Origin of the sequence: Acinetobacter sp. EKM10A (assembly GCF_011075215.1) — a bacterium.
In the GTDB taxonomy this organism is placed as follows: Bacteria; Pseudomonadota; Gammaproteobacteria; order Pseudomonadales; family Moraxellaceae; genus Acinetobacter; species Acinetobacter baumannii.
In genome coordinates, this window is record NZ_JAALLK010000001.1 from 338385 (window position 1) to 357419 (window position 19035).

Annotated in this window: 16 protein-coding genes, 1 tRNA gene and 1 pseudogene; 7 read left to right on the top strand and 11 right to left on the bottom strand. The window is 40.6% G+C overall.

The window, feature by feature from the left end; genetic code table 11:
- Positions 1 to 71: 71 nt before the first annotated feature.
- The 3 genes from G9371_RS01530 to G9371_RS01540 form a co-directional block, all read right to left on the bottom strand.
- Positions 72 to 148: transfer RNA gene (locus G9371_RS01530), tRNA-Arg, on the bottom strand.
- A 101-nt stretch (positions 149 to 249) separates the two neighbouring features.
- The gene (locus G9371_RS01535) at positions 250 to 873 is read right to left on the bottom strand and encodes a hypothetical protein (protein ID WP_002049342.1); all 624 of its coding nucleotides are present in this window, start codon (positions 871 to 873) and stop codon (positions 250 to 252) included.
- Between the two features lie 149 nt (positions 874 to 1022).
- Positions 1023 to 1709 (bottom strand): 3'-5' exonuclease, encoded by a 687-nt coding sequence (locus G9371_RS01540; RefSeq protein WP_004707798.1) that lies wholly within the window; start codon positions 1707 to 1709, stop codon positions 1023 to 1025.
- A gap of 248 nt (positions 1710 to 1957) precedes the next feature.
- Here G9371_RS01540 and G9371_RS01545 point away from each other — a divergent pair, with 248 nt between their 5' ends.
- Complete coding sequence (locus G9371_RS01545; RefSeq protein WP_029424515.1) at positions 1958 to 3187, top strand: alpha/beta hydrolase; 1230 nt, start codon at positions 1958 to 1960, stop codon at positions 3185 to 3187.
- 108 nt (positions 3188 to 3295) lie between these two features.
- On the opposite strand, the pseudogene G9371_RS19155 reads toward G9371_RS01545, so the two are convergent.
- Positions 3296 to 3373, bottom strand: a pseudogene (locus G9371_RS19155) (hypothetical protein); the annotation flags it as partial.
- 60 nt (positions 3374 to 3433) lie between these two features.
- Between G9371_RS19155 and glyA the strand changes: the two are divergent.
- Positions 3434 to 4687: a serine hydroxymethyltransferase gene (gene glyA, locus G9371_RS01550; protein ID WP_002049224.1), complete on the top strand. Its 1254-nt coding sequence runs from the start codon at positions 3434 to 3436 to the stop codon at positions 4685 to 4687.
- A 39-nt stretch (positions 4688 to 4726) separates the two neighbouring features.
- On the opposite strand, the gene adeH is transcribed toward glyA, so the two are convergent.
- The 3 genes from adeH to adeF are packed head-to-tail and all read right to left on the bottom strand — an operon-like array spanning position 4727 to position 10591.
- A complete protein-coding gene (adeH, locus tag G9371_RS01555; RefSeq protein ID WP_029424514.1) occupies positions 4727 to 6175 on the bottom strand; it encodes a multidrug efflux RND transporter outer membrane subunit AdeH in 1449 nt (482 codons plus the stop codon).
- Between the two features lie 12 nt (positions 6176 to 6187).
- Entirely contained in the window at positions 6188 to 9367 is a 3180-nt protein-coding gene (gene adeG / locus G9371_RS01560; protein WP_029424513.1) for a multidrug efflux RND transporter permease subunit AdeG, read from the bottom strand.
- A gap of 6 nt (positions 9368 to 9373) precedes the next feature.
- A complete protein-coding gene (gene adeF, locus G9371_RS01565; RefSeq protein ID WP_000010641.1) occupies positions 9374 to 10591 on the bottom strand; it encodes a multidrug efflux RND transporter periplasmic adaptor subunit AdeF in 1218 nt (405 codons plus the stop codon).
- Positions 10592 to 10788: 197 nt separating this feature from the next.
- Between adeF and adeL the strand changes: the two genes are divergently transcribed.
- The 5 genes from adeL (at position 10789) to G9371_RS01590 (ending at position 15057) form a co-directional block, all read left to right on the top strand.
- Positions 10789 to 11820, top strand: coding sequence for a multidrug efflux transcriptional repressor AdeL (adeL, locus tag G9371_RS01570; RefSeq protein ID WP_002000718.1), 1032 nt, complete (start codon positions 10789 to 10791; stop codon positions 11818 to 11820).
- Positions 11821 to 11994: 174 nt separating this feature from the next.
- Entirely contained in the window at positions 11995 to 12780 is a 786-nt protein-coding gene (locus tag G9371_RS01575) for an ABC transporter substrate-binding protein (protein WP_000135840.1), read from the top strand.
- A 91-nt stretch (positions 12781 to 12871) separates the two neighbouring features.
- Entirely contained in the window at positions 12872 to 13561 is a 690-nt protein-coding gene (locus G9371_RS01580) for an ABC transporter permease (RefSeq protein WP_000010370.1), read from the top strand.
- A complete protein-coding gene (locus G9371_RS01585) occupies positions 13558 to 14271 on the top strand; it encodes an ABC transporter permease (RefSeq protein ID WP_000569982.1) in 714 nt (237 codons plus the stop codon). Before G9371_RS01580 ends, G9371_RS01585 begins: the two co-directional genes overlap by 4 nt.
- 9 nt (positions 14272 to 14280) lie before the next feature.
- Positions 14281 to 15057, top strand: coding sequence for an ABC transporter ATP-binding protein (locus tag G9371_RS01590; protein WP_000438610.1), 777 nt, complete (start codon positions 14281 to 14283; stop codon positions 15055 to 15057).
- 70 nt (positions 15058 to 15127) lie between these two features.
- Here the strand turns inward: G9371_RS01590 and abeS are convergent, their stop codons facing one another.
- The 4 genes from abeS to G9371_RS01610 form a co-directional block, all read right to left on the bottom strand.
- The gene (abeS, locus tag G9371_RS01595) at positions 15128 to 15457 is read right to left on the bottom strand and encodes a multidrug efflux SMR transporter AbeS (protein ID WP_000121129.1); all 330 of its coding nucleotides are present in this window, start codon (positions 15455 to 15457) and stop codon (positions 15128 to 15130) included.
- A gap of 236 nt (positions 15458 to 15693) precedes the next feature.
- Positions 15694 to 15957 (bottom strand): YfhL family 4Fe-4S dicluster ferredoxin, encoded by a 264-nt coding sequence (locus G9371_RS01600; protein WP_001196305.1) that lies wholly within the window; start codon positions 15955 to 15957, stop codon positions 15694 to 15696.
- Positions 15958 to 15959: 2 nt separating this feature from the next.
- Complete coding sequence (gene yegQ / locus G9371_RS01605; RefSeq protein WP_029424512.1) at positions 15960 to 17330, bottom strand: tRNA 5-hydroxyuridine modification protein YegQ; 1371 nt, start codon at positions 17328 to 17330, stop codon at positions 15960 to 15962.
- Positions 17331 to 17386: 56 nt separating this feature from the next.
- A complete protein-coding gene (locus G9371_RS01610; protein ID WP_086221448.1) occupies positions 17387 to 18853 on the bottom strand; it encodes a PLP-dependent aminotransferase family protein in 1467 nt (488 codons plus the stop codon).
- Positions 18854 to 19035: the final 182 nt, after the last annotated feature.

A 19035-nucleotide genomic window follows, 5' to 3' on the forward strand; every position in this document is an offset into this window, starting at 1 on the left:
TTAATAAACCAAGTAAAATAGTCGGAATTTTATGAAATTGAGATAAATTTATGAAGTTATTATATATAAATTGGTGCGCTCGGCGGGGATCGAACCCACGACCCCAGGCTTCGGAAACCTGTACTCTATCCAACTGAGCTACGAGCGCACATGTGTGGGGCACATCATAGGAAAAAAACACTGGTAGGTAAAGCACGAAATACGTACCAAGTGAGTTTAATGCTTAATTAAACAGCAGCTTGTTCTATTTTAGATGCGTTGCTGAATAAGCTGAATTGAATAATTAATAGAATGGAGCGTATGTGCTAGCTCATGAGGAGGAATACGTGATTCCTGCAAACTGGTAATCCATTGCATTTGGCACATTTTAAGTTCTTGAAGTGTTTTTATTTGCTCTATTTTTTGAATAAGTGGCTTTGCCATAAGGCCACAGTATTGGCTTAAGCTTTGCTTCATCAACTGTTGTATTTCTTCAAAAGAGAGCTGTTGAACTGGAATGCTTGGTTGGTTATTTTCAATATTTGAAGAAGGCGCAGACGTTGAGTGAGGAACCTGAATTTCTCCAACTAAATCATTACTTTTATTCTCGTCAACATTTTTTTGATGTATTTCTTTAGTTGTTATAGATGACTCTTGGGGAGATATTTGTTCAGGTAACTCTGAATAATTTTCACTAGAAGGTGCAATTAGTTTTAAGTCAATGAGCTGTTGTATCAGTTCTGGTGGGGCGATCCGCTTTTTAAACTCAGTATCGAGACTTTGAAAATCTTCATGGTCTATTAATAGAAGTAAACGTCTTTGTTTTGCATTTAACGTAATATTACGTTGTTGAAGCGCAACTCTTCCCAAATTGGTTCGATAAAAACCAGACATTGTATTTCCCCAATATAAAAATGAAGCAGTCTGTTTGATTTTTCTCTATCAAACAGTACTGTTCTTAATAAAATATAAATGGGGTTAAAGATAAAACTCAAAAATGACAATTTGATGAAGAATTTATGAATATCATCTATTTAAGGAATTTAAAATGCGCTTTCTAATGCCTTACGTAGATAGACATCCAGCTCGTCTTGACGTAGAAGCCATTGAATATAATCTTTAGGCAGTTCAGCAATTGCCGTACCTTTATGCTTACCAAAATTAATCGTATGCGGAATACGGGCTTCTTCAGAAACTTGGTAAAGCTCTTCAATATCTTGAATATTTAAATGATAGATAATATGCATCAAAATATTGGCAGTTAAAATAATGTCAGCGTCGGCACGGTGAGCACCTTTCAGCATTTCTCGAGCTTTACCGCTACCTTGGGAAATCATATAAATGAGTGCAGAAATATTATGAGCTTCGGCATCTGGCCAAGCTTTACGTGCTAAAGCTAAAGTACAAATCGGTTTAATATGAGATACATCGACGCCACAGCGAGCAATTGCGGCAATATCATAATCAATATTATGGCCAATAATATAAGTTGTGCTATCAGGTAATTTAAAGGTTTTATAGTGAGGCTGATTTTCTAGGTCGGACTCTAAGATATGGTGAACAGCCATTGCAGCATAAGAGATCGGAGCTCCCACCTGATAAAGCTGATCAAACAATTTGCTTTTATCTAAAGTGAGTTTACCTGCATTAAGTTCAATAGGGGCGTATGCAATTTCAATAGGCAAACCATTTAGTGTATGAGTTTCTGTATCTAAAATAATGGCTTGCATCTTTTGAACCTTTAAACAATTACAAGTAACCATCAATCTTAACAGTTGGCTATCTACTTTAAAACATAGAGTAAGGCTAGATGAGCTATCAAATGCAATTTATGTTGAAAAGTAGAAAATCTCGCTGTTCATTTTGATTAAATATCACTTGCGAAAAATGAAGATTAGGCGTAATTGTTTGTAAGACATTTAAAATGTTCATTAAAAACTAAAGCACAACAAAAATTGAATTTAAGGAAGATATACGAATGAAAATGAAATTGTTCATGACCAGTGTTCTTAGCACAAGTTTACTATTGACGGGATGTGGAGATGGAAGTAGTGATGACAGTTCAGCAACTACTGATCCATCGGGTACTCCAGCCAATAATATTCAAAATCCAGTGGTTAAGGTCGATGCTTATACAAGTACTAACTTAGGAGCGGTTGCTGCTGAAAGTAGTATTTTAACTTATAAAATGTTAGGTCAAAGTGGACAAGAGGTGCAGGCAACAAGTCTAGTATTTGCACCGACTACTCCACCACCAGCAGGCGGTTGGCCAATTGTGGTTTGGGCACATGGTACGACAGGGGTTGCAGATGCATGTGCACCGAGTAAATCGGCATTAACAGACAGTACTAAAGATTTAATTAGTAAACTTCTTGCAGCGGGTTATGTGGTGGTTGCACCAGATTATGAGGGATTAGGTACACCAGGTATACATCCATTTTTAAATATTAAAAGTGAAGCTTATTCAATTACCGATGCAGTAGTAGCAACACGCAATTATTTATTACAGCGGAACTTATTAACTTCGAAAAAGTGGGTTACTGTAGGACATTCGCAAGGTGGGCATGCTGCATTGGGCGCTGCACAATATGCGAGCCGTGCGCAGCTAGACTATAAAGGTACAGTAGCGGTAGCACCAGCTTCAAATCTAGGATTTATTTTAATTGCAGGTGAACAGGCTGTTGCTAATGCAACTGTGGATAAAAAGATTCCAATGTATGCGCAGCTTGATACATATACTGCTTTAGTGACAGCCGGCATTCGAAATACACAGCCAAGCTTTGATTATTCCCAAGTATTTACTTCACAAACAGCAAGTACTGCACAGCAGGCGGAAACAATTTGTGCAGGGCCATTGGGGCAAGCCTTTGGTGCAGGTATGACTAAGTATGCTACAGAGCATAATGGAACTCTGGATGGATATACGCGTACACAACCTAATTTTATGGCAGTACCTTTAGTTAAAACATTCTTAGATAAAGATTCTCAACCTTTACAGGCAAAAGTCACTACACCGATTATTATTTATCAGGGGCTAGCAGATACAACAGTTCCGAAAGTAGCTACTGATATTTTGATATCTAATGCCACTGTCGTCGGTACAAAGATTAATAGCTATGTAACGGGTAATTGGGATCATGAGGCGGCAATGAGCAGTAATGTAGATAATATTATTGGAAATGTACAAAACTTGCTGTCAGCTCAATAAGAGTATTTGATATTTAAGGTTTTTTTATTGATATGAAAAGCTAAATTTAACTTTGGAAAATTATTAATTAAAAGCTTTTTAAGTGTTTATAAATTATTTTAGATTTGATGGCTCATTTTTTATAAAAATTGAGCCATTTTTATTTAAAACTGAGCTAACTTGATTCTGTTTAATTATAAAGTTCATGCTACAATATGCCGCAATCTTAGCACGGCTTAAAAGCCCTAATTTATAGGACCCCCGCTAATGTTTGCCAATATTTCCATTTCTGAATTTGATCCAGAATTAGCTCAAGCAATTGCTTCTGAAGGTGAGCGTCAAGAAGCACATATCGAGTTAATTGCATCTGAAAACTATTGCTCTCCTGCTGTGATGGAAGCGCAAGGATCAAAACTTACGAACAAATACGCAGAAGGTTATCCTGGCAAACGCTATTATGGCGGTTGCGAATATGTAGATGTTATTGAACAAATGGCGATTGACCGTGCTAAAGAACTTTTTGGTGCTGATTACGCAAACGTTCAACCACATGCTGGTTCACAAGCTAACTCTGCTGTGTATTTAGCACTTCTTAACCCAGGCGACACAGTTTTGGGTATGAGCTTGGCTCACGGTGGTCACTTGACTCATGGTGCAAAAGTAAGCTTCTCTGGTAAAACGTACAACGCTGTTCAGTATGGACTAAATGCTGAAACTGGCGAGATCGATTACGAAGAAGTTGAACGTTTAGCGTTAGAACACAAGCCACGTATGATCGTTGCTGGTTTCTCTGCTTATAGCCGTGTTGTAGATTGGCAACGTTTCCGTGACATCGCGGACAAAGTTGGCGCTTACCTTTTTGTTGATATGGCTCACGTTGCTGGTCTTGTTGCTGCTGGTGTATATCCAAACCCAGTTCAAATTGCTGACGTAACAACAACGACGACTCACAAAACACTTCGTGGTCCACGTTCTGGTTTAATCCTTGCGAAAGCGAATGAAGAAATTGAGAAAAAACTTCAATCAGCTGTATTCCCTGGTAACCAAGGTGGTCCATTAATGCATGCGATTGCTGCTAAAGCAATCTGCTTCAAAGAAGCAATGTCTGATGACTTTAAAACTTACCAACAACAAGTTGTGAAAAATGCTCAAGCGATGGCTGAAGTATTCATCGCACGTGGTTATGATGTTGTTTCTGGTGGTACAGACAACCACTTATTCTTGTTATCTTTAATCAAACAAGACGTAACTGGTAAAGATGCAGATGCTTGGTTAGGTGCTGCTCACATTACTGTGAACAAAAACTCAGTTCCAAATGACCCACGTTCTCCATTTGTGACTTCTGGTATTCGTATCGGTACTCCGGCAGTAACAACTCGTGGTTTTGGTGAAGCTGAAGTTCGTGAACTTGCTGGTTGGATCGCTGACGTGATCGACAGCAAAGGTGACGAAAAAGTTATTGCTGATGTAAAAGCAAAAGTTGAAGCTGTTTGTGCAAAATTCCCTGTATATGCAAAATAATTTGTATATATAAAAAAAGCGCCGTAAGGCGCTTTTTTATTAACTACTCCAACCGCCCCCTAAAGCACGGATTAAATTGATGCTTGCAATGATTTGGCTACCTTTCAGCTGAGCTGCTAATTGTTCTTGTTGCAAAATAGTGCGGTCAGAATCAATGACATCAAGATAGCTAATCGCACCTTCTCGATAACGTAAATGAGAAAGTTGATTGGCATGACGAGAAGAGGAGAGTGCTTGGTTTTGAGCTTGAATTTGCTGATCGAGAATTCTTTGATCAGATAAACCATTTTCAACTTCGCGAAATGCGTTTAGTACAGTTTGCCGATAATTCGCAACGCTTTCTTCATAAGCTGCTCGTGCTTGAGCAACGCCTGCTTTACGTTGTCCACCATCAAATAAAGGTAACGACAAAATAGTACCGGCGACAGGTCCTAGTAAAAAAGTCCGACTCGACCATTTACCCAACTCGCTTAAACTTGAAGATTCATAACCTAAAGCTCCTGTAAGACTGAGTTTTGGGAAAAATGCTGCACGAGCAATTCCAATACGTGCATTATCTGCTGCCATTGCACGCTCTGCAGCCGCAATGTCGGGTCTTCTTTCAAGTAAAGTTGATGGCAAACCAGTAGGGAGACGGATACTATTTGCAGTTAAAGTTTGAACTGGCAAGTTAAAGTCCGCTGGTGGTTTTCCTAATAAGACTGCAAGCGCATGTTCTGCACTGGCTCTGTTACGAGCAATATTTAGGGCAGTGGTTTGTGCGGTAGCAAGTTCGGTTTGTGCACGAGAAACATCTAATTCACTGACCAGTCCGTTTTTAAAACGAAGCTGCATTAAATCTCGTGTTTCACCTAGTAATTTGATTGTTCGGTTATAAATTGCTTGCTCGGTATCAAGTTGACGTATCAGAAAATAGCCTTGAGCAACATCTGCTTGTAGAGCTAAAAGTGCCGACTGATATAAAGCCTCTTGTTGCTGTAGATCTGCTGTTGCTGCATTGACACTACTTGCTACACGACCAAATAAATCGAGCTCATATGAAACATTGGCTTGAGCGCTCCATAAGGTGTGAGCCGAAGTATGTGCATTGTCATCTAAACCGAGTGAAGCCGGAGACGGCTTTTGGCGGGTTGGCCCAAATCCGGCATCAATACTTGGTAAGCGCTCAGCTTGAGCTGCCGAACGTAGTGCACGTGAAGCCTGAATATTGGCTGCCACCGCTTTAAGGTTCTGATTGCCTGCGATAGCTTGCTGTTCAAGTTCATTCAGTTGAGCATCATTGTAAATGCGCCACCATTCACCACGAGTTTGTTGATCGGCAGGTTGGGCAATCTTCCAGTTATTATCTTCAATTTTTGGATCAGATTCTTTGAATTTGACTGGCACTATAACTTTTGCAGGTTGATATTCTGGGGCTAATGAGCAGCCTGCAAGGAGCAGGCTTCCCATGAGTGAGGACAACAACCAGTTTTGTTTTGATGTAATCACCAAATGCCCTCCTTAATGATCGTGTGGGCTAGCTAACGGCGCTTCATGAACTGCCGCAGAATGTAGTTTATGTTTGCTGTTGAGGGTACGAATCAGAACGTAAAAGGCCGGGGTGAGGAATAAACCAAAGAATGTTACACCGATCATGCCGAAGAATACGGCAACACCCATCGCATGTCGCATTTCAGAACCTGCGCCAGTTGAAGTCACCAGTGGTACGACACCCATAATAAATGCAATAGAGGTCATTAAAATTGGGCGTAAACGTAGACGACTTGCTTCAACGGCTGCTTTAAAGGCAGTCGCACCTTGCATTTCAAGTTCCCGCGCAAATTCGACAATCAAAATGGCATTTTTACAGGCTAGCCCGACCAGTACCATTAGACCGATTTGGGTAAAGATGTTGTTATCTCCAGCAGTCAGCCAGACACCTGTCAGAGCCGCTAAGATTCCCATCGGTACAATTAAGATAACTGCTAATGGTAGGGTTAAGCTTTCATACTGAGCAGCTAAAACCAAGAACACGAGTAATACGCTAATTGGGAATACCCAAAGTCCTGCATTACCGGCCAAGATTTTTTGATAAGTTAAATCTGTCCATTCAAACTTGATACCACGCGGCAGAGTTTGTGCAGCAATACGTTCAACCGCAGCTTCAGCTTGGCTAGATGAATAGCCCGGTGCAGGTCCGCCGTTAATATCTGCTGATGTGTAACCGTTATAACGAATGACCATTTCAGGACCATAGGTTTGAGTGACATTTACCAATGAAGATAATGGCACCATTTGTCCGGCACTATTACGGGTTTTAAGCTGCAAAATATCTTCAGGGTTAGCACGGAAAGGCGCATCGGCTTGTGCACGGACCTGATAAACACGTCCAAAACGGTTAAAGTCGTTAACGTACTGAGAACCTAAATAAATCTGCATAGTGTTGAAAACATCTGTGACAGCAACGCCTTGCTGTTTAGCTTTTACACGGTCCAGATCTACATTTAGTTGAGGTACGTTAATTTGATAACTTGAGAACATTGGTCCCAGTTCAGGGGCTGATTGTGCTGCTTTCATAAAGTTTTGAGCAGCATCGTTCAAGGCTGAATAGCCTAAGGCACCTCGGTCTTCAAGTTGGAGTTTAAAGCCGCCCATCGTGCCTAAGCCCATCACTGGTGGCGGTGGGAAAACCGCGATATAGGCATCTTGAATAGCTGAATATTTCTGGTTGAGCGCACCTGCAATTGCATTTGCAGATAAGTCTTTTGCCTTACGTTCATCAAATGGCTTTAAAGTCACAAAGACAATACCGGCACTTGAGCTATTGGTGAAACCGTTAATTGATAGGCCAGGAAAGGCAACTGCACTTTCTACACCAGGTTGTTTAAGTGCAGTGTCACTCATTTTACGAATGACCGCTTCGGTACGATCTAATGATGCGCCGTTTGGTAGCTGCGCAAAGCTAATTAAATATTGTTTGTCCTGCGCAGGAACGAAACCACCTGGAACAATATAGGAAATACCAACGGTTAAACCTAAGAGTGCTGCATAGACACCCATTGCCGAAGCTTTATGGGAAATGACACGGCTGACGCCTTGACTATAACGGTCTGAAGCACGTGAAAACACACGGTTAAACAGTGCAAAGAAACGACCGAATACACGATTCATAATACGTGTTAAGGCATCCGGTTTAGCATCATGTCCTTTCAGTAACAGCGCTGCCAAAGCAGGAGATAGGGTAAGCGAGTTAAATGCCGAAATAACCGTTGAAATGGCAATGGTCATGGCAAATTGTTTATAGAATTGCCCTGTTAAGCCTGTCATAAAGGCAAGAGGTACGAATACTGCAACGAGTGTTAAAGCAATGGCTATAATCGGTCCACTGACTTCTCGCATGGCACGGTAAGTCGCCTCCCTTGGGTTTAAGCCTGCTTCAATATTCCTCTCGACATTTTCGACGACCACAATCGCGTCATCGACCACAATACCGATGGCAAGTACCATTCCGAACAGTGATAGCGCATTGATTGAGTAACCAAAAGCGAGCATGAGCGCGAATGTACCAATAATTGAAACCGGTACGGCAAGCAATGGAATGATTGAGGCACGCCATGTTTGCAAGAATAAAATAACGACCACAACAACCAGTGCAATTGCTTCAAGTAGGGTATGAACGACCGCTTTAATACTGGCACGTACGAATTGAGTCGGGTCATAAACAATGTCGTATTTAATTGAAGATGGGAAATCTTTTGAAAGCTCCTTCATCGTGCTACGCACTTGATCGGAAACTTGTAAAGCATTCGCACCCGGAGCTTGGAAAATTGGAATTGCGACAGCTTGTTTATTATCGAGTAATGAACGTAAGCCATATTGTGAAGCTGCGAGTTCAACACGTGCAACATCACCCAATCGGGTGACTGCACCGTCGGGAGCAGTTTTTAAAATGATATCGGCAAATTCTTGCTCAGTGGTTAAACGACCTTGAGCATTGACCGAAAGCTGTAAAGGTGAATTACTTGGTGATGCACCGATTGTACCCGCTGCAACCTGAATGTTTTGTTCACGGATTGCATTCACAATTTCAGTGGCTGTAAGGTTACGCTGTGCTACTTTTTGCGGGTCAAGCCATACACGCATCGCGTAGTCACCAGAACCAAATAATCCGACTTCACCAACCCCTTGTAAACGCGCTAAACGGTCTTTCACGTTGAGCACCGCATAGTTACGTAAGTAGGTCATGTCATAGCGATTATCTGGGGAGGTCAGATGTACCACCATAGTTAGAGTAGGTGAGCTTTTTAGTGTGGTTACACCTAAGCGCTGTACATCTTCAGGTAAACGGGGCATGGCCTGAGACACACGGTTTTGAACCAATTGTTGGGCTTTATCTGGGTCGATACCGAGCTTAAAGTTCACCGTAATGGTTAGGTTACCGTCGCTGTTTGCTTGAGATTGCATATACAGCATGTCTTCGACGCCGTTGATTGACTCTTCGAGCGGAGAAGCAACCGTTTCAGCAATCACTTTTGGGTTTGCACCCGGATATTGGGCACGTACCACCACAGATGGTGGAACAACCTCCGGATATTCAGAAATCGGTAACTGAAATACCGAAAGGAGACCAGCGAGTAAAATCAAGACTGATAGCACACCAGCAAAGATCGGCCGATCAATAAAAAACTTAGAAATATTCATATGTGATTAACCTTTTGCCGGAGTTGATGTTTTATCTGTTGGCTGAGGTTGAGGAGTAGCGTTAGCAGTGATTTGTGAATTTGGCATAGGAACGAGATGCGGTGTAACAGGGTCACCCGGACGAATTCGCTGTAAACCATTCACTACAATACGATCACCCGCTTGTAATCCGCTATTTACGATTTGCAAGCCATCTTGTTGGGCACCGAGTTTTACTTCGCGATAAGCAGTTTGATTTTTCGCATCAACTACTACGACAAAACGTTTATCTTGGTCGACACCAACCGCGGTTGGACTAATCAGAATCGCTGGTCGAGGTTGGCCTCCACCTAAACGAATTCGTGCATATAGGCCCGGTAATAAAACGCCGTTTGGATTGTCAAAAGTTGCGCGAACACGAATCGTACCTGAGGTTGTATTCAGGTTGTTATCGATTGAGTTGATTGTACCTTCGCGAGTAAAGCCTGTTTCATTGGCAAGTCCCATATAGACAGGTACTTGAGAAGAATTGCGCTGATTACTGATATATTTCAGGTAAGTTTGTTCATCAACATCGAAAGATGCGTATAGGCGTGATACAGATACTAAACTTGTTAAGACTTGTGCTCCGTTACCTGCAGAGACGACATTACCCACGGTCACTTCAGCTCGTGAAATTCGGCCACTGACTGGTGCTGTAATACGGGTGTATTCCAGATTTAAACGTGCAGATTGGACAGCAGCTCTAGCGGCTTGTAGGTTAGCATTGGCTGAACGTGCATCATTTTCGGCTAAATCCAGTTCTTGGCGAGAAACAGCATTACTCTGAATGAGACGTTGAATACGCGAAAGATTGCTTGCGGTATATGTTACCTGTGCTTCAGCTGAAGCAAGCTGGGCTTTTGCACGGTTCAGTTCTGCTTCAAAAGGACGAGGGTCGATTGTGAAAAGTAAATCACCTTTTTTAACGAGGCTTCCATCTTTGAAATGTACGGCAATGAGTTTTCCTGAAACTTGAGGTCGAATATCAACTTGATCAATTGCTTCTAAACGACCGGAATATTCTTGCCAATCGGTAATGGTTTTGCTTACTACTGGGGCTACATCAACAGTAGCAGCTTGTTGGGCAGCGGTTGGTGCAGCTTTTGCATCGGCATTTTCATGTAACAACATAAAACTGCCACCGGTTGCTAAAATAGCGACAAAGATGGCAGACAGTGCAAACTGTTTGCGGGAAAATGACATGAGGTGCTCCTAGTTATTTGGATACCTGTTTTCAGACTTTTAGTTATGGTCCGTATGGGAGAAACAGGGTTTATGGAATGGACGGAGCATAAAAGTTTGTCAATCACGAATAAATATATTAAATTTGATAACACTATTCGTATTTTTATAACAATTGATGTGTTTGCACTAGAAAATGCATTAATAGGAGTGTGCGTGTGGATCTATTTCATGCCATGAGAGTATTCAACAAAGTTGTTGAAACAAATAGTTTCAGTTTAGCAGCTGATAGTTTGGGTTTACCGCGTGCTTCTGTGACTACAACCATTCAGGCTTTAGAGAAGCATTTACAAGTTCGATTGCTTAATCGGACAACACGAAAAATTAGTCTCACACCGGATGGCGCCGTATATTATGATCGGACAGCCCGTATTTTAGCCGATGTTGCCGATATTGAATCTTCTTTTCATGATGCAGAGCGGGGGCCAAGAGGTCAGCTTCGTATTGATGTGCCTGTGTCCATTGGCCGTCTAATTTTAATTCCAAGGCTCCGCGATTTTCATGCACGCTATCCTGATATTGATTTAGTAATTGGTCTGAATGACCGACCTGTAGACTTGGTTGGAGAAGCAGTTGATTGTGCAATTCGGGTGGGTGAATTAAAAGATTCCAGCTTAATTGCGCGTCGTATCGGAACTTTCCAGTGTGCAACTGCTGCTTCACCGATTTATTTAGAAAAATATGGCGAACCTACCTCAATTGAAGATTTGCAAAAAAATCATAAAGCGATTCACTTCTTTTCAAGCCGTACCGGACGCAACTTCGATTGGGACTTTGTGGTTGATGATTTAATTAAAAGTGTGTCAGTACGTGGACGTGTTTCGGTAAATGACGGTGATGCTTATATCGACTTGGCTTTGCAAGGTTTTGGTATAATTCAAGGCCCACGTTATATGCTCACCAACCATTTAGAATCAGGTTTGTTAAAAGAGGTATTGCCTCAGTGGACGCCAGCACCGATGCCGATTTCAGCAGTTTATCTTCAAAATCGTCATTTATCGCTTAAAGTAAAAGTGTTTGTTGATTGGGTCGCTGAACTTTTTGCAGGCTGTCCATTACTTGGCGGTACAGCTTTACCTTTCGACCAGAAATGTGAATTTGCCTGTGATAAAGAAACTGGTCATGAATATACAATTCGTACTTTGGTCGAGCAGCATAATATTGCTGAAGCTTATACGCTCAAAACTTAATCTTAAAATTTGATTGATTTTTCAACATTTAATCCGTCAATACAGATCATTGCTTAGACATCTTCATAAATCCTTAACTTATGGTATAGAAATTGCTGTTATTTCAGCAGATGAGTAAGTTCGAAATACTCAAGTTTTTATCACCTTATTTGTGTTTTAAGGAGAAGCTTCAAGATGGCAAGCTTTATGAAAAAAATATTCGTTTCAACAACCTTAGTTCTGGCTGCTGTTGCGACGAATGTCCAAGCAAAGGATTGGAAGGTGATTCGTTTTGGTACTGAGTCGTCTTATGCGCCGTTTGAATATAAAACACCAGATGGCAAGTTAACTGGTTTTGATGTTGATTTGGGTAATGCTATTTGTGCAAAACTTAAAGCTAAATGTGTTTGGGTTGAAAACTCTTTTGACGGGATGATTCCGGCACTTAAAGCGAAAAAGTTTGATGGCATTCTTTCATCAATGACTGTTACTGATGAACGTGCAAAACAAATTTTATTTAGTAGCAAAATCTACAACACACCAACGCGTATGGTTGCAAAAAAAGGTTCACCGTTATTACCAACACCTACTTCATTAAAAGGTAAGCGTGTCGGTGTACAGCAGGGCACAATTCAAGAAACTTACGCTAAAACCTATTGGGCTCCAAAAGGTGTAAGTGTTGTCCCTTATCCAACTCAAGATTTGATTTACCAAGACATGATGTCTGGTCGTTTGGATGCAACTTTACAAGATGCAATCATGGTTGATGGCGCTTTCTTAAAACAACCGAAGGGTAAAAACTTCTCTTTTGCCGGCGGCAATGTGGTTGATGTCAAAACATTGGGTGTAGGTGCGGCTATCGGTTTACGTAAAGAAGATGCAGACTTGAAAGCGAATATTGACAAGGCACTCGCTGCAATCATTGCAGATGGTACATATAAAAAACTCGAGAAAAAATACTTCTCTTTTAGCATTTACTAATGATGTGAAAAATGTCGGCTGAGTGCCGACATTTTTAAATCTATTCTCATCTCATCAATATTAGATATTGTTTTTAAGGAGAAGATGAGTCATGTCTTTTTCTGGCTACGGGCCACTCCTTCTTAGCGGAACATGGATGACCATACAGCTTGCGCTGTTATCACTCTTGCTTTCTGTCATTATTGGCTTAATTGGTGCGAGTTCAAAACTCTCTAATATTAAAGCCTTACGTTATATTGCAACCGCCTATACCACGCTCATCCGTAGTGTGCCTGACTTAGTGATTATGCTGTTATTATTTTATAGCTTGCAGTTGGGCTTAAACCAAATTACTGAAGCACTGCAAATGGATCAAATTGATATCAACCCATTTGTGGCTGGTGTGATTACTTTAGCGTTCATTTATGGTGCATATTTTACCGAGACCTTTCGTGGTGCATTTCAGTCGGTTCCAAGGGGACAAATTGAAGCAGCAATGGCCTATGGGATGACGCCGTGGCAGGTTTTTCACCGTGTATTATTCCCTCAAATGATGCGTTTTGCATTGCCCGGCATTGGTAACAACTGGCAAGTTTTGATTAAGGCGACCGCGCTGGTTTCCATTATTGGCCTGACTGACATTGTAAAAATTACGCAAGATGCGGGTAGAAGTACTATGCAACTGTTCTTTTTCAGCATCGTGGCTGCCGCTATTTATTTGGTAATTACTACCGTATCGAACCTGATCTTAATGTGGCTTGAACGTCATTATTCTGCTGGTGTGAGGAAGGGGCAATTATGATTGAAATCCTTCAACAATATTGGAAAGCATACCTTTGGACCGATGGCCTACAAATGACCGGTGTCGCGATGACTGCCTGGTTATTAGTGCTTTCAATCGGTATTGGGTTTGTGCTTGCTGTGCCTTTATCACTTGCACGAGTATCAGAAAATATCTGGTTGCGTGGCCCAGTTTGGTTGTTTACTTATGTTTTTCGTGGCACACCACTGTACATCCAACTGTTGATTATTTACTCGGGTATTTATAGCTTTGATTATGTCCATGAACATCAAACTCTCGATGCATTCTTTCGAGAGGGCATAAATTGCACCATTTTGGCATTCGCGCTCAATACTGGTGCATATACCACTGAAATCTTCGCTGGAGCGATTCGTTCTATTCCACATGGTGAGATTGAAGCTGCTCAAGCTTTCGGTATGTCAAAATGGAAACTCTACACACGTATTATCATTCCGTCGATGTTACGCCGTGCTTTACCGTTTTATGGCAATGAAGTCATTTTGATGTTGCACGCGACAACCATTGCATTTACAGCAACAGTTCCCGACATTTTAAAAATTGCGCGTGATGTGAATGCCGCAACCTATGACACTTTCAGTGCTTTTGGCATTGCTGCAGTGTTATATGCAGTGCTGGCTTTTATTTTGATTTGGATATTTCGTAAGTTGGAAAAACGTTGGTTGGCATTTTTAAAGCCATCGAATCATTAGGAGACATAAATGGAACAGGTTGCAAAACTAGTGATTCGTGATTTACACAAAACATTCGGCGATCATGAAGTACTTAAAGGAATATCACTTGATGCAAATGCCGGTGATGTAATTAGTATTATTGGTTCATCTGGTTCAGGTAAAAGTACCTTGCTGCGTTGTATCAACTTTTTAGAACAACCGAGCAATGGCACGATTAAGCTCAATGGTGAAAAACTACGCACAGTCTTTGATAAAAAAGGCAATTTAAAAGTAGTTGACCCAAAGCAGCTACAAAAAATGCGTACCCAGCTCATGATGGTGTTTCAACACTTTAATTTATGGTCTCATATGACAGTGCTAGAAAATGTCATTGAAGGGCCAATCCATGTACTTGGAGTAAAACGTGCTGAAGCAGAAGAGTGTGCACGCAAGTATCTACGTAAAGTTGGATTGCCTGAAAGCGTTGAAAGTAAATATCCGGCATTCTTATCTGGTGGTCAGCAACAACGTGTAGCGATTGCTCGTGCTTTGGCTATGGAACCGGAAGTGATGTTATTTGATGAACCAACCAGCGCACTTGATCCAGAGTTGGTAGGTGAAGTACTAAAAGTAATGCAGGGCTTGGCTGAAGAAGGACGTACCATGATTGTAGTGACACATGAAATGGGCTTTGCGCGTCATGTGTCTAATCAGGTGATTTTCTTGCATCAAGGTAAAATTGAGGAACAGGGACATCCTGATGAAGTACTTAACAACCCGAAAAGTGAGCGTTTAAAGCAATTTTTGACGGGCAGTTTAAAATAAGCTATTGATACCGAGTATGGTGAAACTTTTTTAACATTCTCATCATACTCGGTTGCTTTTTAATTATATTTTATAGATGAGTATTTTTAGAAAATACATTAATAATCACAATACCCGCGATCATTAAAGCTAAACCAATGCAGGCAGCTAAGTCTAAATGCTGTTTGTAAAATATCCAGCCAATTGCAGAAATTAAAATAATACCTGCGCCTGACCAAATGGCATAGGCAATCCCGATCGGAATTGTTTTGAGCGTAAGAGATAATAAATAAAAAGCAACTGCATAACCCACAACCGTAATAATAGACGGAATTGGAATAGTAAAACCTTGAGATGCTTTTAATGCTGAAGTTGCAATAACTTCACAAGCAATCGCAATTGCTAAATAAAGATAAGACATGGGAAGCTGCGCCAGAAAGGGTTTTAATCAATCTACATGAGATGTTGGTATAGTTTGACCAGTTTTAACGATTGTTCAATTTTTTTGGTACAAAAGTACCAGTAAATGGAACTAAACTGATAAATTGATTTTATCACTAGCAATATGCTCTAAACCATTTCTTCGTTTATTTAATAGCTGGTCAGCATAGTCATAAAAAGAGGATCAGCGATTTTAACTTGATCCTCTAAATGGTTTTAAAAAGAGAATGAGCCAATTAAATTCAGGCCTTTAAATTTCTCTAATAATTGTTCTTTGTTTTCAATATGCGCAGGGTCTTGTTTTATGCAATCGATTGGGCAAACAGCCTTACATGTTGGCGCATCGTAAAAGCCTACACACTCGGTACAACGAGATGAATCAATTTCATAAACTTTGCTCCCTTCAAAAATAGCCGTATTGGGGCATTCTGGTAAGCACATATCACAATTGATGCAGTCACTCGTAATTAAAAGTGCCATATTTAACTCGCTGAATAAGCCAATGTAGATGCAGTAATACTTTCCTTGGCATGCGGCAAATTACGTATGAGTAGGGCATAACTGATATCAACCTCTTGTGAGAGCGGAATTTCAACAAAATGCCCCGAACCTTTAGCATCTGTAATTGGGTTACCTTTTAAATCGCGCATTTCGGTTAAGTTAAAGGTGATATTGCCTTGAGGCGTCATCAGCTCAAGTGAGTCACCCACCATAAAACGGTTTTTAACTTCAATCCGAATATAATTACCGTGACGTTCTACAACCTCTCCACAAAATTGTTGGTAGTCGAAATGTGATGATCCATCAGCATAGTTTTGATATTCGCTATGCACATGCCGTCTTAAAAAGCCTTCGGTATAACCGCGATTTGCTAACCCTTCGAGTTGAGTCATTAAGCTTGGGTCAAAAGGTTTACCTGCTAATGCATCATCAATGGCTTTTCGATAAATTTGAGCAGTACGGGCACAATAAAAATAGGATTTAGTACGGCCTTCAATTTTCAGTGAAGCGATCCGCATTTTTGTTAAACGATCTACATGTTGTACCGCACGTAAATCTTTAGAGTTCATAAAATAGGTGCCGTGTTCATCTTCTTCGGCAGCAAACATTTCTTCATCATTACGTTGTACGAGTAAAGTTTGAACCGAGGTTGTTTCTGATTGTCCTGATGAGCAGCAAGACTTTTCTGGTGTATTTAGCTGAGTGACTGGAATTACATCGCCGTTTAAATCTTCTTGGGCTTCATGCAGTTTATAGTCCCAACGGCAAGCATTGGTACAAGCACCTTGGTTGGCATCACGCTTGTTCATATATCCAGAAAGTAAACAGCGGCCTGAGTAGGCCATGCATAGAGCGCCATGTACAAAAACTTCGAGTTCAATATCTGGCACATGTTGCTGGATTTCTTCTATTTCTTCTAAAGATAATTCACGAGATAAAATCACACGGCTTAGTCCGTAGTCTTTCCAAAATTTAACAGTGGCCCAGTTAATAGCGTTGGCTTGAACCGATAGATGAATTTGCATTTCTGGAAAATACTCACGTACCATCATAATTAAGCCGGGATCAGACATAATCAAAGCATCTGGCTGCATAGCCACAATCGGCTCAAGATCACGAATAAAGTTTTTTAATTTGCTGTTATGTGGCTGGATATTCACCACAACATAAAACTTTTTACCCAAAGCGTGGGCTTCATCAATTCCGATTTTTAAATTTTCATGGTCAAAAGCATTATTTCGTACACGTAAGCTATAACGTGGTTGTCCTGCATATACGGCATCTGCACCATAGGCAAATGCATAGCGCATGTTTTTAAGTGAACCTGCGGGAGAGAGAAGTTCGGTTTTCATAAAATAAAAGGCATAAAAAATATATGGTTTTATTTTATTAACTCTATATTTTCGATTCAACCTACTGAATTAGTAGGGATTTGATCTATATCTTTTTGTACAGGCAGCATATTTTTTGCTAACTCTCCTAAACGCATCAAAGCATTTAACATTTTAGGATTTAACTCAAAACAAGCTGCAATACGTAAACAATGACTAAAACGTTTATCAGCCGAGCACAAAATTCCCGGCATACATAAGATTTTTTCATCCATGGCCTGATGAAACAGTTCTAGGGTATCAATTGATTCGGGTAGCTCTAACCATAAAATAAATCCCGCTTGTGGACGACTGACTCGAGTACCGACTGGAAAATAACGACAAATATAAGATTTGATGGTGTCAATTTGTTGTTGATAGCGTTTTTTGAGCTGACGTAAATGTAGATCATATCCGCCATTTTCTAAAAAAAGTCCCAACGTTTCTGTGAGTAAAGCTGGCTCGGCAACAGTGGTTGTAAATTTAAGCTGCTGCACAATATTACGGAAGCGTCCAGCTTCTAGCCAACCAATTCGATAGTCGGGTGCCACAGTTTTGGTGTAGCTGCCACAGACCAAAACCCATCCATTTTGGTCAAATGCCTTAATGTTTGGCAAAAGAGGCTCGATGAGTTGTAATTCGGCATACATCGCATCTTCAATAACAGGAATTTGGAATTGATTAGCGAGCTCTGCTAAGCGACGCCGGTTGTTTTCAGGCATGCTAAAACCAAGAGGATTATGTCCCGTTGGAATAGTTAATATGGCTTGTACGCTTTGAGATTTTAAGAGTTCTTCAAGTGCGTCTAGACACATCCCTGTATGCGGTGAAGTCGGCACTTCTACAATTTTTCGTCCTAAATTCTGAAGAAGTGGATATAAGTTATGAAAAGTAGGGATCTCAAGCGCTATGCTGTCACCTGCTTGGGTGGTTGCCATAATCGCGAGACTTAAAGCCTCCATAGTGCCATGAGTCAGCACAATGTCATCTGCGGATAGAAACATACCAAGCTGTAAACTACGTCTAGCAATTTGAGTACGTAAACGTATAGAGCCGGGCGGTAAAGTATAGCTTTTAAAAATATCCGGCTGTGTTCGTAAAACCTGAGCAGTTAAACGTTTTAAGCGTTCAATCGGGTAGAAATTTTCACCAGATGGGCAAGCTAGGGCCAAATTGACATAGTCGGGGTCCATCTGCTTTTTAACAATTTGTGCGAGAAAACAGCTAATTCCCGAAAGAGATACTTTTTCTTCACTGACATAACGCTCTTCGAGTTCTAATAAGTTTGAAGGCGTATGACAAACATAGTAGCCAGACTGTGGGCGAACTGAAATTAAACCTTGATCTTCAAGCTGGCGATAAGCTTCTTTTACGGTGTTAATACTGACCTGATAATGTTGGGCACAATCTCGAATTGATGGCAACCGAGAACCAATAGGCTGCCTGCCATTCTGAATTTGAAGGGTGAGGTCATCACTCACTTTTTTATATTTGTACATATCAATTTATTAAAAAGCAAAAGCAATGGATACACTTTATAGTGATCTCATATTTATCTCAAATATTGTGATTAATTTAGATTAATGCTTTTAATGGAGATTTAGTTTTAAAAACTGTGTCTATTATTTTTCATATTAACTGATACTGTGACCATTAAAAATAAAACAGTAAGATCAAAAAATGGTGA

What these genes read in the sequence shown, in the direction of transcription:
- G9371_RS01580 (WP_000010370.1), top strand. Translation starts at nt 12,872, where the DNA reads ATGTCTTTTTCTGGCTACGGGCCACTCCTTCTTAGCGGAACATGGATG.
- adeG (WP_029424513.1), bottom strand. Translation starts at nt 9,367, where the DNA reads ATGAATATTTCTAAGTTTTTTATTGATCGGCCGATCTTTGCTGGTGTG.
- G9371_RS01575 (WP_000135840.1), top strand. Translation starts at nt 11,995, where the DNA reads ATGGCAAGCTTTATGAAAAAAATATTCGTTTCAACAACCTTAGTTCTG.
- G9371_RS01590 (WP_000438610.1), top strand. Translation starts at nt 14,281, where the DNA reads ATGGAACAGGTTGCAAAACTAGTGATTCGTGATTTACACAAAACATTC.
- yegQ (WP_029424512.1), bottom strand. Translation starts at nt 17,330, where the DNA reads ATGAAAACCGAACTTCTCTCTCCCGCAGGTTCACTTAAAAACATGCGC.
- G9371_RS01540 (WP_004707798.1), bottom strand. Translation starts at nt 1,709, where the DNA reads ATGCAAGCCATTATTTTAGATACAGAAACTCATACACTAAATGGTTTG.
- G9371_RS01545 (WP_029424515.1), top strand. Translation starts at nt 1,958, where the DNA reads ATGAAAATGAAATTGTTCATGACCAGTGTTCTTAGCACAAGTTTACTA.
- G9371_RS01600 (WP_001196305.1), bottom strand. Translation starts at nt 15,957, where the DNA reads ATGGCACTTTTAATTACGAGTGACTGCATCAATTGTGATATGTGCTTA.
- glyA (WP_002049224.1), top strand. Translation starts at nt 3,434, where the DNA reads ATGTTTGCCAATATTTCCATTTCTGAATTTGATCCAGAATTAGCTCAA.
- abeS (WP_000121129.1), bottom strand. Translation starts at nt 15,457, where the DNA reads ATGTCTTATCTTTATTTAGCAATTGCGATTGCTTGTGAAGTTATTGCA.
- G9371_RS01535 (WP_002049342.1), bottom strand. Translation starts at nt 873, where the DNA reads ATGTCTGGTTTTTATCGAACCAATTTGGGAAGAGTTGCGCTTCAACAA.
- adeF (WP_000010641.1), bottom strand. Translation starts at nt 10,591, where the DNA reads ATGTCATTTTCCCGCAAACAGTTTGCACTGTCTGCCATCTTTGTCGCT.
- G9371_RS01585 (WP_000569982.1), top strand. Translation starts at nt 13,558, where the DNA reads ATGATTGAAATCCTTCAACAATATTGGAAAGCATACCTTTGGACCGAT.